Raw genomic sequence first — 14,620 nt, 5'->3', positions numbered from 1 at the left:
TCATTACTATTCATTCTTCTTTATTTTAACATTTTATTAAGTATTAATAAATAATCAAAAAAAATAAAAGCAACCATTGCCTTTATTTTTTATTTAACTTAATATTTTTCAATCTTTAACTACAAATATTAAATATTCTTTTTAGCTTCAGCAACAATTTTTTTAAAAATATCTAAATTATGAATTGCTAATTCTGAAAGCATTTTACGATTAATTTCGATATTAGCTTTTTTTAATCCATTAACAAATCTTGAATAAGACATTCCTTCTTGTCTTACTGCTGCATTAATACGAGCTATTCATAATTTTCTAAAATTTCTCTTTACTTGTTTTCTATCTCTAAAAGCATAAGTTCAAGATTTAACAACTTGTTGCTTAGCAACTTTAAAACCAATAGATTTATGACCTCAATATCCTTTAGCAAGTTTTAATCATTTTTTTCTTCTTTGACGAGTTACTATTCCACCTTTTACTCTCATAACATACTCCTAGACTTTAAAACATTCCTTTAAATCTTTTTAAATCAGATGGATGCATTAATTCTGATTTTCTTGATTGTCTTTTTTGTTTTGTAGTTTTATTTTGAGCTAAATGTGATCTGTAAGCTTGCGATCTTTTTACTTTACCAGTTCCAGTAACTTTAATTCTTTTTCTTAAAGCGCTTTTTGTTTTCATTTTTGGCATATTTATTCTCCTTTATCTTTTTTTTGTTTGTTATATTGAAGAATTTTTTTCTTATCTTGTTGTAAAAACATATCAAGGAACTTGCCATTTAAAGTTGGTTCTTTTGCAATAGAAGAAATATCCTCAACTTCCTTATAAAATTTCATTAAAGTTTCATGACCAAACTCTGGTCTTTGAATTTCACGTCCTTTAAACTTTAAAGACACTTTTACAAAATCACCATCTAAAAGAAACTCTCTTGCTTTTTTCGCTTTGACTTTAATGTCATTATCTCCAATAAAAGGAGTTAACCTAATTTGACGATTTTCAGTTCTTGATTGTTTTGCTTTTTCTTCTTTTTTCTTCTTACTTCTTAAATATTTAAATTTACCATAATCAAGAATTTTTGCTATTGGCTTTGGATTAATTGAAATTAAAACTAAATCCATTTTCATTTCAGCAGCTTTTTCTAAGGCTGCGGTTCTTGTCAAAACACCAATTTGCTCACCTTCAGGTCCAATTACAAACAATTTTGGATGAGGAATGTTTTCATTTACTAAATGTTCACTAGCAGGTTTTTTTCTTCTGTTAATATTTTGATTTTGATTTAATTGAATAAATTTCTCCTTTTAAAGCAAATGTTTAATTCCAAAAGAAAGTATATTTTTATTTCTTAATTAAAAACTACAATGTATAAGTGTATTTATTGCTGTAGCTAAAACCCAAAGTATAAAAAACAATCGGGTGAGAAAAATTTCTACTTTCTGCAACTTTAAATTGCTCTTCTATTTTAACATAGAAAAAACGTTTTTTTCTAATTCGTTTATAACATCATCAAATACTTGGTCAATTGATTGATTTGCATCAATAACAATAAATCTTTTCTCTTTTTTAGACAAATAATCATAACCTTCTATAACTTTTTGAAAAAATATTTTATCTTCATTTTCAAGACGATCAAAATTTCTATTATTTGATTTCATTCTATTGATAGATGTTTCTAAATTTATTTTGAAATAAAAAGTAAAATCAGGTTTGAAATTATTGAGTGCTTCTAAATTCATGTTTTCTACTTTTTGCATTCCTAAACTTCTTCCGTTACCTTGATATGCAATAGAAGAATCATAAAAACGATCACAAAAAACAATTTTCTTATTTTCTAATGCAGGTTTTATCAAACGTTCTACATGCATTTTTCTTGACGCTAAATATAAAAGCATTTCTGTCATAGAATCAATAATATTATTTTTATCTAAAAGAATATTTCTAATTTGCTCACATTCTTTTAAATCAAAACCTCCTGGCTCTCTTGTAAATACAAAATTATTAGCATCGTATTTATTATTAATATATTCTTTTATTTTGTTAATACAAGTAGATTTCCCACTTCCATCAATGCCTTCAAATGTAACAAACATTATTTAATGTCCTTTCTATTTTTAATAGCATATGACATTGTAAGTTGATCCATATAATCCAAGTGCGAACCAATTGGTACACCAATTGCTAATTTAGAAATATTTGTTTTAGGTTTTTCTTTTTTAATTGTATCAAAAATAAAATTAGCACTCATTATTCCTTCTGGTGTTGGACTTAATGCTAAAATAATTTCATCAAAATTTTCAATATATTCGATCAAAAAAGAAAAATCTAAATTGCTATTAATTCTTTCAAATTTTTTAGTAAACAATTGTGGAATTTTATAATATTTTCCATTAAAAATTTTCCATTCTTCATATTTTTGAATTTGAGCAATATTTTCAACTATCATCAATTTCTTTTCTCGAGAATGCGAATTACATATTTTGCAATTTTCTTCATTTGCATAATAGTTACATATAGAACATTTTTTAATTTTTTTTAAGGTACTTAAAAAAAAGTTAATTTTCTCTTCAATTTCATTATTATTTTTATCTAATAGTAAATTAATAATTTTAGTTGCTTGTTTTTTTGAAATTCCTGGGTAATGTTGTTAAAAAATCAACTAAATTATCAAATTCTTCAGGAAGCACTAGAACATTCCTTTTGTAATAGAATCACCAATACGTTTTTTCTGTTCTAAAATGTCTTTGGTTGCTTCATTAACTGTAATAATAATCATATCTTGTAAAGTTTCTTTATCATCTGGATCAACTAGAGCTTCATCTATTTCAATTGATTTAATTTGTAATGAACCTTCAATTATTAACTTAACACCTTGCTTTTCATAAATAAAAACTTTTGATTCGAATTCTTTTTCTTTTTTTTCCATTTCAGCTTTCATCTTGTTCGCTTGTTGCATTAATTTATTTATATCCATAAGTTAGCTCCTTTTATTCTTTTTTCCTTGAAAATAAATCGCCAAATAATTTTTTTGATTTATTTTCAATTTCATTTAGGTCTATTTCTTTTTTAATTTGTTCTTCATCAATAATATTAGTTATCTGTTGAAGTTCTTTTGGTTCAGGCATCTTACCACTTTTTCTTAACTCGCTAAATAATTCTTTAGAAACGATATAGTCTTTTTTAGTTATAGCATAAAAGTGAATATTGTTACCAAAATATTCAGCAACAAAAACTTTAAATTTTTGTTCTAGCGATTTTTTATTTAGATCTTCAATTACTCAATCTTCTTCAGATGAAACTAAAATAAAATCATTTGAAGAACAAACAAAACGTACTTCTTTTAATAAAATTGCATAACTATCATATTCTTCTTTATCTGTACAACTTGAAGATTCTAATTTTTGTTTAAAAATATCAAAAGTTTCTTTTTTAGATAATAAAAATAAATTAATAATTTTTGGTTGACTTAATTTATTGTCAATTTCAATTGGTGCTGTTGTTTTTTGTTTTTTCTCAAGAATAAATTCTTTTGTAATATCTGATTCCAATTGTTGTGTTTCTTCTTGTTGAACCTTAAAAGAATAAGATTCCTCATTATTTTCTGAATCTAAAATCTTAGTAGAATTATTTTTTTTGTTTTGAATTCCAACATTTATTTCATTAGTATCAAAAACTTGTTTATTAGTATCAAAATCGTGAGATAACAATGATTCATTAATTTCTTGATCGTTCCCATCTATTTCATGTGATTTATTTAACAATTCTGTCGTATCATCAATAATTTGTTGTGTATTTTCATTTTTAAATGACAAAATATTTGTATCAGATAAATTAGAACTTTCTCTAGTAGCATTAAAAGAAACATCTAAAGGTTGTGTTTCTTCTTTTAAATCATTTAATTTTTGTTCAAGACTATGATTTAATTCGTTAATTATTTCATTATCTTTTTTATCTTTAAGTTTTGCAATTTCTTCATCTAAAGAAAAATCATCTATTAATGAATCTAATTTCTTTTCTATATCTTTAGATGAAAAATCTGCAAGAATAGTTTTAGTATTATTTTTTTGATTATTATCAAATAAGTGCGATTCATCATTTTTATTTTTTTCTTCAGAAAAAATTTGTTTATTATTATTTTCATAACCGTTATTAGATTGAGAAAAAATATTTTGTGTTGAAAAATATTCATCAGTTATATCATGATATTCATTTTCATCTTTATCATACAGATTTTCATTTTTTTCTCTATTAAACAAATCATTTGAATTTATTTCTATAGATTGTGATGATTTCAAATTTTGATTTATTTTATTTTTTAAAGATTCTAGACTAATTTCTTTTTTTTCTATATCAACTAAAGAATCGTTAATTGAACAAATTTTAATAATAGCAAGTTGCATTAACTGTTGAGGTATATCTGTATACTTGATTTCATTTAGTAGAGGGATAAAAATATCTAAGACACTATATACATAATCATTTTTAATTATTATTTTTTCAAGCATATTAATATTGGTTGAAACTAAATTTTGGTTTTTTGTTTTTTCATAGATTAAGAAATCTTTTAAAAGTTCAATTAATGAAACAATCAATTTAGAAATATCTATTCCACTATTTACTAACTGATCAAAATATTGTAATGCTTCAGAAACTGATTTTTTAGCTAATAAATTTATTAAATAAACTTGTGAATCAACAGTTGAAAGACCGAATATTTCAATTATATTCTCTAATAAAATATTTGAATTAGAATATGCATTTATTTGATCAGCAATTGATAAAGCGTCACGTAATGAACCATTTGCTAATGAAGCAATCATTTCAATTGATTCTTTATCACTTTTAATATTTTCTTTATTAAAAATAAATTTTAGCTGTGATTCTAAAACTAATTTTGGAATTCTTTTAAAATTGTATCTTTGGACTCTTGATAAAATGGTATCTGGAATTTTATCTGGATCTGTTGTAGCCAAAATAAAAATAGCATGCGCAGGTGGCTCTTCAAGTGTCATCAATAAAGCGTTAAATGCTCCTTTTGATAACATATGAACTTCATCAATTATATAAATTTTATATGGACTATTAGTTGGAGCAAATTCAATTTGTTCTCTAATTGTTCTAACATCATTAACACTATTATTAGACGCGGCGTCAATTTCAATAATATCTAACGTTTTATTAGAATTTTCTAAACATCTTTGACATATTTTTTCAGGAGAATCTGAATGGATACAATTAATGGCATTTGCAAAAATTTTAGCTATCGATGTTTTTCCTGTTCCACGCGGACCAGAAAACAAATAACCATGCGATATTTTATTCATTTTTATTAAATTTACAAGTGTTTTAACAATGTGATCTTGTCCGACAACTTCATCAAAATTAGCTGGTCGATAAGTACGATAAAATGCTTTATATTTCATATATGTTTTATTTTATCATTTTATATTTAATAAAACAAATTTGAGAAAAAAAATAACCAATCTAACTTGGCTTTTCTTTATTCTTTTTTATTAATAGTTCTCTCAAAACTGAATAGTAATTATTTTTCAATCAAATTGTATTGAAATTTTTAAACCGATCGATTTATTAGTAATGGTCAGCTAAATGTATCGCTACACGTACACTTCCATCCTATCAACCTCGTAGTCTACAAGGAATCTCAAGGGAATACTCATCTCTGAGGAGGCTTCCCGCTTAGATGCTTTCAGCGGTTATCCTTTCCGTACTTAGCTACCCAGCTGTGCTTCTGGCGAAACAACTGGAGCACCAGTGGTACGTCCACTCCGGTCCTCTCGTACTAAGAGCAGCTCTCATCAATATTCCAACGCCCACATCAGATAGGGACCGAACTGTCTCACGACGTTCTGAACCCAGCTCGCGTACCGCTTTAATTGGCGAACAGCCAAACCCTTGGAACCGACTTCAGCTCCAGGATGCGATGAGCCGACATCGAGGTAGCAAACCTTCCCGTCGATGTGATCTCTTGGGGAAGATAACTCTGTTATCCCCAGGGTAACTTTTATCCGTTGAGCGACAGCCATTCCACAATGAACTGCCGGATCACTAAGTCCTGCTTTCGCACCTGCTCGACATGTACGTCTCACAGTCAACCACACTTATACCTTTACGCTCTACACATGGTTTCTGACCATGCTGAATGTAGCTTTGAACGCCTCCGTTACTCTTTAGGAGGCGACCGCCCCAGTCAAACTACCCACCACGCACTGTCCTCCTACCAGATAATGGTAGCAAGTTAGAAAATCATTGTAACAAGGGTGGTATTTCAAGGTTGACTCCTTGAAGACTGGCGTCTCCAGATCATAGTCTCCCACCTATCCTACACATGTTAAAACAATTTTCAATACGAAGTTATAGTAAAGCTCCATGGGGTCTTTTCGTCTTGATGCGGGTACCCAGCGCTTTCCCTGGGACCATAATTTCACCGAGTCTAGTGTTGAGACAGTAGAGAGATTATTACGCCTTTCGTGCAGGTCACTAATTAGGTGACAAGGAATTTCGCTACCTTAGGACCGTTATAGTTACGGCCGCCGTTCACCCGGGCTTCATATCAAAGCTTCGCAGAGCTAACAAATCAACTTAACCTTCGGGCACTGGGCAGGCGTCACCACCTATACATCGTCTTGCGACTTAGCAGATAGCTGTGTTTTTGATAAACAGTTACCCCTCCCAATTTACTGCGGCTCACTTAAGTGAGCACCCCTTCTTCCTAAGTTACGGGGTCATTTTGCAGAGTTCCTTAACACTAGTTTTCTCGCTCGCCTTAGAATACTCATCTTGGGGACGTGTGTCCGTTCTCGGTACGGGTACCCTTGAATTAACACTAGAAGCTTTTCTTGGAAGAATAAGTCATATAATTTGCTACTTGTAAAACTTTCACTATGCATCATAACTTGTGTTGATATCATGCGGATTTGCCTACATGATCACTTTGTTATTTACACCACAATCCAGTAAGTGGTTTATACTATCATTCTCCGTCACTCCATCATTCCAAAGGTTTAGTACAGGAATATTAACCTGTTTTCCATCGGCTACGCCTTTCGGCCTCACCTTAGGTCCCGACTAACCCTGGGTGGACGAACCTTGCCCAGGAAACCTTCCCCAATAGGCGTCAAGGATTCTCACCTTGAATCGTTACTCATACCGGCATTCTCACTTCTAAGCGCTCCAATAGTTCTCACGATCTACCTTCATTGCCCTTAGAACGCTCCTCTAACGTACTTGCGTACCCGTAGCTTCGGTACCATGTTTAGTCCCGTTAAATTATTGGCGCAAGATCTCTTGACTAGTGAGCTATTACGCACTCTTTAAAAGATGGCTGCTTCTAAGCCAACTTCCTAGTTGTTTGTGAAATCTCACAACCTTTCTCACTTAACATGGTTTTGGGACCTTAGCTGACGATCTGGGTTGTTTCCCTCGCGAACATGGAACTTATCTCCCACATTCCGACTGCATAAATGTACATAATGGTATTCGGAGTTTGATTGTAGTCAGTACGGCTAGGCGCCGCCATTCCACATTCAGTGCTCTACCCCCAAAACTTAAATTTACACGCTAGCCCTAAAGCTATTTCGAGGAGAACCAGCTATCTCCAGGTTCGATTGGAATTTCACCGCTATCCACAAATCATCCGGGCACTTTTTAGCGTACTACGGTTCGGCCCTCCACTTAGTTTTACCTAAGCTTCAGCCTGTTCATGGATAGATCACCTGGTTTCGGGTGTATGCCAACATACTAAGCGCCCTATTAAGACTCGATTTCTCTTCGGCTCCGCTTTTTTCCACTTAACCTTGCATGTTAACATAACTCGCCGGTCCATACTGCAAGATGTGCGCTATCACCCATTAACGGGCTCTAACTACTTGTAAGCAAATGGTTTCAGAATCTATTTCACTCCCCTCCCGGGGTTCTTTTCACCTTTCCCTCACGGTACTTGTTCACTATCGGTGTATGGTTAGTATTTAGCCTTACCGGGTGGTCCCGGCAGATTCAGACAGGGTTTCACGTGCCCCGCCCTACTCAGGATACATTCAAGAGACTACTACATTTCAAATACAGGACTTTCACCTTCTGTGGTCAATTTTTCCAAATTGTTCTTCTATGCAGCAATTTTGTAACTCTATGTAGAATGTCCTACAACCCCAGTAAACTGGTTTGGGCTCTTCCGCGTTCGCTCGCCACTACTAACAGAATCATTATTTATTTTCTTTTCCTGCTGTTACTAAGATGTTTCAGTTCACAGCGTGTCTCTTTGTAAAGCTATGAATTCACTTTACAATAACTGGTTATTACTCCAGTTGGGTTCCCCCATTCGGAAATCCCCGCTTCATAGTTCATGTCCAACTCAGCGAGGCTTATCGCAGGTTATCACGTCCTTCATCGACTTCCATACCCAAGGCATCCACCAAAAGCTCTTTCTTATTTAAAAATTTACTTGCCTATTGTTGATTAAGATTGGTAATCTAATTTGATTGATACCAAAAAAATATTTTTTTGGACTCGACAACAATTATTTTTCATCAATATTTTAAAACTTAATTTTTAATGAATAAAAATCAAAATATGACTCATTAATGTTGCGTTGTTTTTACTATTCAGTTTTCAAAGAACTATTTTGAGAGTGTAGAACTCTCAAAACTGATTACAAGAAAATGTGTTGGTTTATATATAATTCACAACCATATAAGACCTTAAAAATATAATTAAGGATTTTTAAAAACCAAAAATAAAATAAATTGTTCATTACTCTATTTTTAAGTAATGCCTTTGTACTCCGTAGAAAGGAGGTGATCCATCCCCACGTTCTCGTAGGGATACCTTGTTACGACTTCACCCCAGTCATCGATCCTACCTTAGACAGCCGTCTCCGAGGTTAACTAAACCGTCTTTGGGTATTACCAACTCCCATGGTGTGACGGGCGGTGTGTACAAGACCCGAGAACGTATTCACCGTAGCGTAGCTGATCTACGATTACTAGCGATTCCGACTTCATGAAGTCGAGTTGCAGACTTCAATCCGAACTGAGATCGGTTTTTTGAGATTTGCTCCATGTCACCATATTGCGTCTCTTTGTACCGACCATTGTAGCACGTGTGTTGCCCCACTCGTAAGAGGCATGATGATTTGACGTCGTCCCCACCTTCCTCCTGGTTACCCAGGCAGTTTCTCTAGAGTCCTCAACTTAATGTTAGTAACTAAAGACAAGGGTTGCGCTCGTTGCTGGACTTAACCAAACACCTCACGGCACGAGCTGACGACAACCATGCACCATCTGTCATTCTGTTAACCTCCACTATATCTCTATAGCTTTGCAGAAGATGTCAAGAGTGGGTAAGGTTCTACGCGTATCTTCAAATTAAACCACATGCTCCACCGCTTGTGCGGGTCCCCGTCAATTCCTTTAAGTTTCACTCTTGCGAGCATACTACTCAGGCGGATCATTTAATGCGTTAGCTGCGTCACTAAGTTCCCTAGCGACTAATGATCATCGTTTACGGCGTGGACTACCAGGGTATCTAATCCTGTTTGCTCCCCACGCTTTCGTCCCTGAGCGTCAGTATACATCCAGTAAACTGCCTTCGCCATTGGTGTTCTTCCTAATATCTACGCATTCCACCGCTTCACTAAGAATTCCGTTTACCTCTATGTAACTCTAGTCAACCAGTATCCAGAGCGGGCTGGGGTTAAGCCCCAGGCTTTAACTCTAGACTTGATAAACCGCCTACGAACGCTTTACGCCCAATAATTCCGGATAATGCTTGTGACCTATGTATTACCGCGGCTGCTGGCACATAGTTAGCCGTCACTTTCTAATAAGGTACCGTCAAGATCTAGTCATTTCCTACTAAATTTTTTCTTCCCTTACAACAGCAGTTTACAATCCGAAGACCTTCATCCTGCACGCTGTGTCGCTCCGTCAAGCTTTCGCTCATTGCGGAAAATTCCCTACTGCTGCCTCCCGTAGGATTCTGGGCCGTATCTCAGTCCCAGTGTGGCCGATCAACTTCTCAGTCCGGCTACATATCATCGCCTTGGTAGGCCTTTACCCTACCAACTAGCTAATATGACGCACCCCCATCTTTAAGCGGAGCAAACGCTCCTTTTATAAAAAAATCATGCGATTCTAATACGTATTCGGTATTAGCTATTGTTTCCAATAGTTATCCCAATCTAAAAGGTAGGTTAGGTACGTGTTACTCACCCATTCGCCACTAGGCCATAAAGACCTCGTTCGACATGCATGTATTAGGCACACAGCAAGCATTCATCCTGAGCCAGGATCAAACTCTCAAAAATTGACATAATATGGTTCTTGTAACCAGTTTTCAAAGAACTACAACCTAAACAACATTTTGCACCCTTCATATTCAACAAAAAGTAACTAAATATTAATTTAGGTTTACTCATTTTACAACAAAAAAAATTTTTTTATAAAAAAAATGGTATTTTTTTGTTTCTTTTTTCTTTGTAGTTCTTTAAAAAGTATTTTTCAGTTATTTTTTTATCGTTTTTATTTTTGATTTACTGTTTTTACTTAAACTCAACAAAACACCATTTAATTGTGATTTATTGAGTGAAGCAACAAAACGAGATTTTGAATTAAATCTCATTTTTTCATAAACCTCATCAAAATTGGCTCCTATTGCCGAATCTTTTGGTCCTGTCATTCCTGCATCAGTTATAAATAAAGTATTATTTTTCAATCTTCTAGAATCGTTTGTTTGAACATGAGTATGTGTTCCAATTATTGCAGAAACTTTACCTGGAAAAATTTTATCAAGATATAAAGCTAAAACATTTTTTTCACTTGTTGTTTCAGCATGAAAATCGATAATATGAAAATCTGAGTCATCTTTTTTAATAATCTCGTCAATCGCATCAAAAAAATTATTAGCTCGTTGTTGTTTTCAAGGGGTATTTAAATCATTGAATGTAATTCCTAATAAAGATGTTACTCTAACCTTTATGTTGTTTACAACAAAAATATTTGTTCCTTTTCCTTCATAACCTTCATTTACATTAAAAGGTCTAATAATATTTTCTTCATTAATTATTTCTAAAATAGAAGACTTAGCAAAAGCGTGATTTCCTAAAGTAAATACATCAATACCAACTTGCGAAAGTCGTTGGTAATCTTTAGGATCTAATCCTTTTCTTCCTGATACATTCTCTGATTGAGCAATTACTAAATCAACATTGTACTTTTTTCTTAATACAGGAACTTCTTTTTCGATTTTTTTTATTCCTGATTCTCCAAATATATCGCCAATAAAAAGTACGTTAATATTTTTAATTTCTTTGTTCATAAATAAGTTTTAATAAATATATTAAAACACATTAGTAAGAAATTATTTTTTTAAAATTAATTGAACTTTTGTAAGTATTGCTTCATATAAATCTTTTGAAGATTCTAAAAGAATTTTTAAATTTTGTTTACCTTGAGCAATATTTTTTCCTTCATAAGAATATCACGAACCTTTCTTCTCAACTATTTTGTTTTCTTCAGCAATTTCGATTACCTCAGATATTTTAGATATTCCTTTTGAAAAAATAATTTCAGTAGTTGCCGATTTAAAAGGAGCTGCTAATTTATTTTTGACTACTTTCATTCTGATTACATTACCACTAATATCATCACCTGAACCAATTGAGGAGATTCTTCTAACATCAATTCTTATAGAAGCATAAAATTTCAAAGCTCTTCCTCCACTTGTAGTTTCTGGCGAACCAAATATTACTCCAACTTTTTCTCTAACTTGGTTAATAAAAATAATAGTTGTTTTTGTTTTATTTAAACTACCTGTGATTTTTCTCAATGCTTTTGACATTAATCTTGCTTGAGCTCCAATTATTTGATCTTTCATCTCTCCCTGAAGTTCAATTTCAGGAACTAATGCTGCAACTGAATCTACAACAATTAAATCAATATGTCCGCTTTTTGTAAGAATGTCAACAATCTCTAATGCTTGTTCGCCACTATCAGGTTGAGACAAAATTAAGTTGTCTATGTTAACACCTAAATTTTTTGAATAATTAGGATCAATAGAGTGCTCAACATCAATGAAAGCAGCAATACCACCTAATTTTTGAATTTCAGCAATAGAATGTAATGCTATTGTTGTTTTCCCAGATGATTCAGGACCAAAAATTTCAATGATTCTTCCTCTTGGAAATCCATCAATGCCTAAAATATAATCTAATGCTATAGAACCAGAAGAAAAAGTAGACACCTCTGTTTTATCGGTTTGACCTAAAAGCATAATAGCTTCTTTACCAAATCTTTTTTCAATTACTTGAATTGTTGATTTTATAATATTTTCTTTCTTCTCTTTTTCCATTTTTACTCCATCTATTAATTATTATTAGTTACCAATTCTTCAATAACATCACAAAGTGAAATAACTGAATTTTTAATAATTAATTCTTGTTTTTTATTTTGTTCTAATTCCTTTTTAAAAGAAAATAAAGTATCAACTATTTCATCTAGTAACTGATTAATCTTTTTAAAAATAGTTTTTTGTTCTTTTGAAATTTGCACAAGATTAAAAATAATTTCATCATATTGCTTTATCTTTAAAAACAAAGATACATAAAACTTATCTTTAATTCTTTGGTCTATATAACTTTGCAACCAATCCATGAAATCAACTGGCAATTTTTGATTATTAACTAATTGTAAAATATTCTCCATTTTAAACCTCTATAATGTAAATTTAATATGAAGAGTATAACTTCTACTTTTATCTCGTGTACATTATATCACACTAAATAGATAAAGTTAATTAATATAATGCTTTATATATTCTTTTTGAAAATCATTATTTTCAATTTATTTGTATATCTACTAATCTATGACTCCCAATTTAATACTATAGAATCATATTCATCAAGTAATTCATTTCTATAATATATAGAAGGAATATAAGGAATATAAATTCTTCTAATGGTTTCTTTGTTGGCTTCATAATAATTTGTTGAAACATCAATGTCATTATCTTCTCTATCAACTACTCTAAATTTAGTAGGAATCGGAAAATTAGAAAAAGGAATTAATTTAGCGGATTCACTTTTAGATATATTGAATGTTGATTCATAAAATAATCTAGTGGTATGAATCGTAGTAGTTGTTGCTTGTAAACCAAAAAAAGTAGTTCATTCTTGAGCTTTATATTGTTTGTTTTCTCTAAAAATAAAATTATCCAATTTGGAATTAGCAGGCTTATTTGAATAAATATAATAGTCATTTACTATTAATGTTTCAAGCGGAATTGATGGACTTATAATTATTGGATTTTTTATTAATTCATTTGTTATTAAATTTACATAATTAATAGCTATTTTATTAGTTGGATCATCTACACTAGAAAAAGAAGGATGCAATTTGAAAATGATGTTATATTCATCTTCAGGAAATTTATTTAATAATTGTTCCATTTGAGATTGAACTGCTTGTCTTAAATTTGGAAATGTTTGCAATCTAGAATAGTTATCAGGACTTAATTCACCACTTAGTTTTCTAAATAAAGATGAACCTAAAAAAATAGCATTTCTTTTATTAGGATCATAATAATTTAAACCACTAATTATTAAATCATTCATATTTAAATTAGAACCTACAAACAATTTAGAATAAGTATCTAAAAAAGATTTTCTGTCATTTTGGTCATTTAAACATTGGGCATAATCTAGAAAATTGGTTGAAAATGAATATTCATTTCAAATATTATCATCGCTAAGATTTACAGTATTTAATAAATTTGAATCAGCAGATAAAAATGTGAAAAAATCATAATCTGAATTTTCATTTAACACTTCATATTTATCAAGTAGCATTAAATTATAAAAATCCTCATCATTTAAATCTTTGCTTTTTCCACTTTGCAAATCTTTAAGAAATTTAATATTTTCTTCTCTACTTTTAATTCTTATTGATTCAAAATTAGAAATTAATTTGGGAATAATTGTATTTGTATGAATATTACCATCATAAGTTAGAATTACTTTGTTTGCATTTTTTAATAAATGTAAAAGATCTTCTCTTTTCATATCAAAAAACTTATTTTCTTGAATAACCAAATCATATTTACCACTAATATCAAACTTTGATAAAAGCATATCTGCATTTATATTATTATCTCTTAACAAATATAAAAAATCTTTATTATTAGTTTCATTAATTTGTTCAATATTTTCAATACCATTTCATATATTTTTTTCTTTCAACACATCTGAATTAAATCTTTTAGAATCAAAACCATCATTTGACATAATGTGAATTATCTTATTGTCCACATTTGATGTTTTTATATTATTGTAAAAATTAATTAATGAAATCAAAAAAGATTGTTGCATAGGCAAAGAAGCATCATATGAATAAATAATAGTTGGAATATCATTGTTACTTATGTTTTTTATTAAGTTAATAAAATATTTTTGATCATCTTTTAATATTACTTTTTTTAGATTTTTGTTTTTAGTAATGATAAAACTTTTATTTAAATTTTTATTTTTAACTGTTAAATCTTTATTGTTTTGTGAATTTATAAATAAGTAAATACTATTACCATTAACATACGATTTTGAATAGTCTATAATTATTTCTTTTTT

General features: G+C 30.7%; 11 protein-coding genes and 2 rRNA genes. All 13 read right to left on the bottom strand.

What is annotated here, in order from left to right:
- Positions 1 to 128: 128 nt before the first annotated feature.
- A complete protein-coding gene (gene rplT, locus ACJA28_RS01200) occupies positions 129 to 479 on the bottom strand; it encodes a 50S ribosomal protein L20 (RefSeq protein WP_022935638.1) in 351 nt (116 codons plus the stop codon).
- A gap of 16 nt (positions 480 to 495) precedes the next feature.
- Complete coding sequence (gene rpmI / locus ACJA28_RS01195; protein ID WP_022935639.1) at positions 496 to 684, bottom strand: 50S ribosomal protein L35; 189 nt, start codon at positions 682 to 684, stop codon at positions 496 to 498.
- A gap of 2 nt (positions 685 to 686) precedes the next feature.
- Complete coding sequence (gene infC / locus ACJA28_RS01190) at positions 687 to 1,223, bottom strand: translation initiation factor IF-3 (protein ID WP_406602228.1); 537 nt, start codon at positions 1,221 to 1,223, stop codon at positions 687 to 689.
- Positions 1,224 to 1,448: 225 nt separating this feature from the next.
- Complete coding sequence (tmk, locus tag ACJA28_RS01185; protein WP_027121751.1) at positions 1,449 to 2,081, bottom strand: dTMP kinase; 633 nt, start codon at positions 2,079 to 2,081, stop codon at positions 1,449 to 1,451.
- A complete protein-coding gene (locus ACJA28_RS01180; RefSeq protein WP_022935641.1) occupies positions 2,081 to 2,434 on the bottom strand; it encodes a toprim domain-containing protein in 354 nt (117 codons plus the stop codon). The genes tmk and ACJA28_RS01180 overlap by 1 nt, the downstream gene beginning before the upstream one ends.
- A gap of 240 nt (positions 2,435 to 2,674) precedes the next feature.
- Positions 2,675 to 2,962 (bottom strand): YbaB/EbfC family nucleoid-associated protein, encoded by a 288-nt coding sequence (locus tag ACJA28_RS01175; protein ID WP_022935642.1) that lies wholly within the window; start codon positions 2,960 to 2,962, stop codon positions 2,675 to 2,677.
- Between the two features lie 13 nt (positions 2,963 to 2,975).
- Positions 2,976 to 5,411, bottom strand: coding sequence for a DNA polymerase III subunit gamma/tau (gene dnaX / locus ACJA28_RS01170; RefSeq protein ID WP_022935643.1), 2,436 nt, complete (start codon positions 5,409 to 5,411; stop codon positions 2,976 to 2,978).
- Between the two features lie 145 nt (positions 5,412 to 5,556).
- Positions 5,557 to 8,440, bottom strand: a 23S ribosomal RNA gene (locus tag ACJA28_RS01165).
- A gap of 351 nt (positions 8,441 to 8,791) precedes the next feature.
- Positions 8,792 to 10,309: ribosomal RNA gene (locus ACJA28_RS01160) — 16S ribosomal RNA — on the bottom strand.
- Together the 16S and 23S rRNA genes form the textbook arrangement of a ribosomal RNA operon.
- A gap of 197 nt (positions 10,310 to 10,506) precedes the next feature.
- Positions 10,507 to 11,319, bottom strand: coding sequence for a TIGR00282 family metallophosphoesterase (locus tag ACJA28_RS01155; RefSeq protein WP_022935215.1), 813 nt, complete (start codon positions 11,317 to 11,319; stop codon positions 10,507 to 10,509).
- Positions 11,320 to 11,361: 42 nt separating this feature from the next.
- Positions 11,362 to 12,351, bottom strand: a complete 990-nt coding sequence (gene recA / locus ACJA28_RS01150; protein WP_022935216.1) for a recombinase RecA — start codon at positions 12,349 to 12,351, stop codon at positions 11,362 to 11,364.
- Between the two features lie 14 nt (positions 12,352 to 12,365).
- Positions 12,366 to 12,704, bottom strand: a complete 339-nt coding sequence (locus tag ACJA28_RS01145; protein WP_022935217.1) for a hypothetical protein — start codon at positions 12,702 to 12,704, stop codon at positions 12,366 to 12,368.
- A 158-nt stretch (positions 12,705 to 12,862) separates the two neighbouring features.
- On the bottom strand, positions 12,863 to 14,365 hold the full coding sequence (locus ACJA28_RS01140; protein ID WP_022935218.1) for a hypothetical protein: 1,503 nt from the start codon (positions 14,363 to 14,365) through the stop codon (positions 12,863 to 12,865).
- Between the last annotated feature and the right edge of the window lie 255 nt (positions 14,366 to 14,620).

This window comes from Mesomycoplasma moatsii (genome assembly GCF_045276915.1).
Lineage (GTDB): Bacteria > Bacillota_I > Bacilli_A > Mycoplasmatales > Metamycoplasmataceae > UBA710.
Note: the sequence above shows the minus strand (reverse complement) of the source record. Positions and strands in the feature narration are given on the sequence as shown.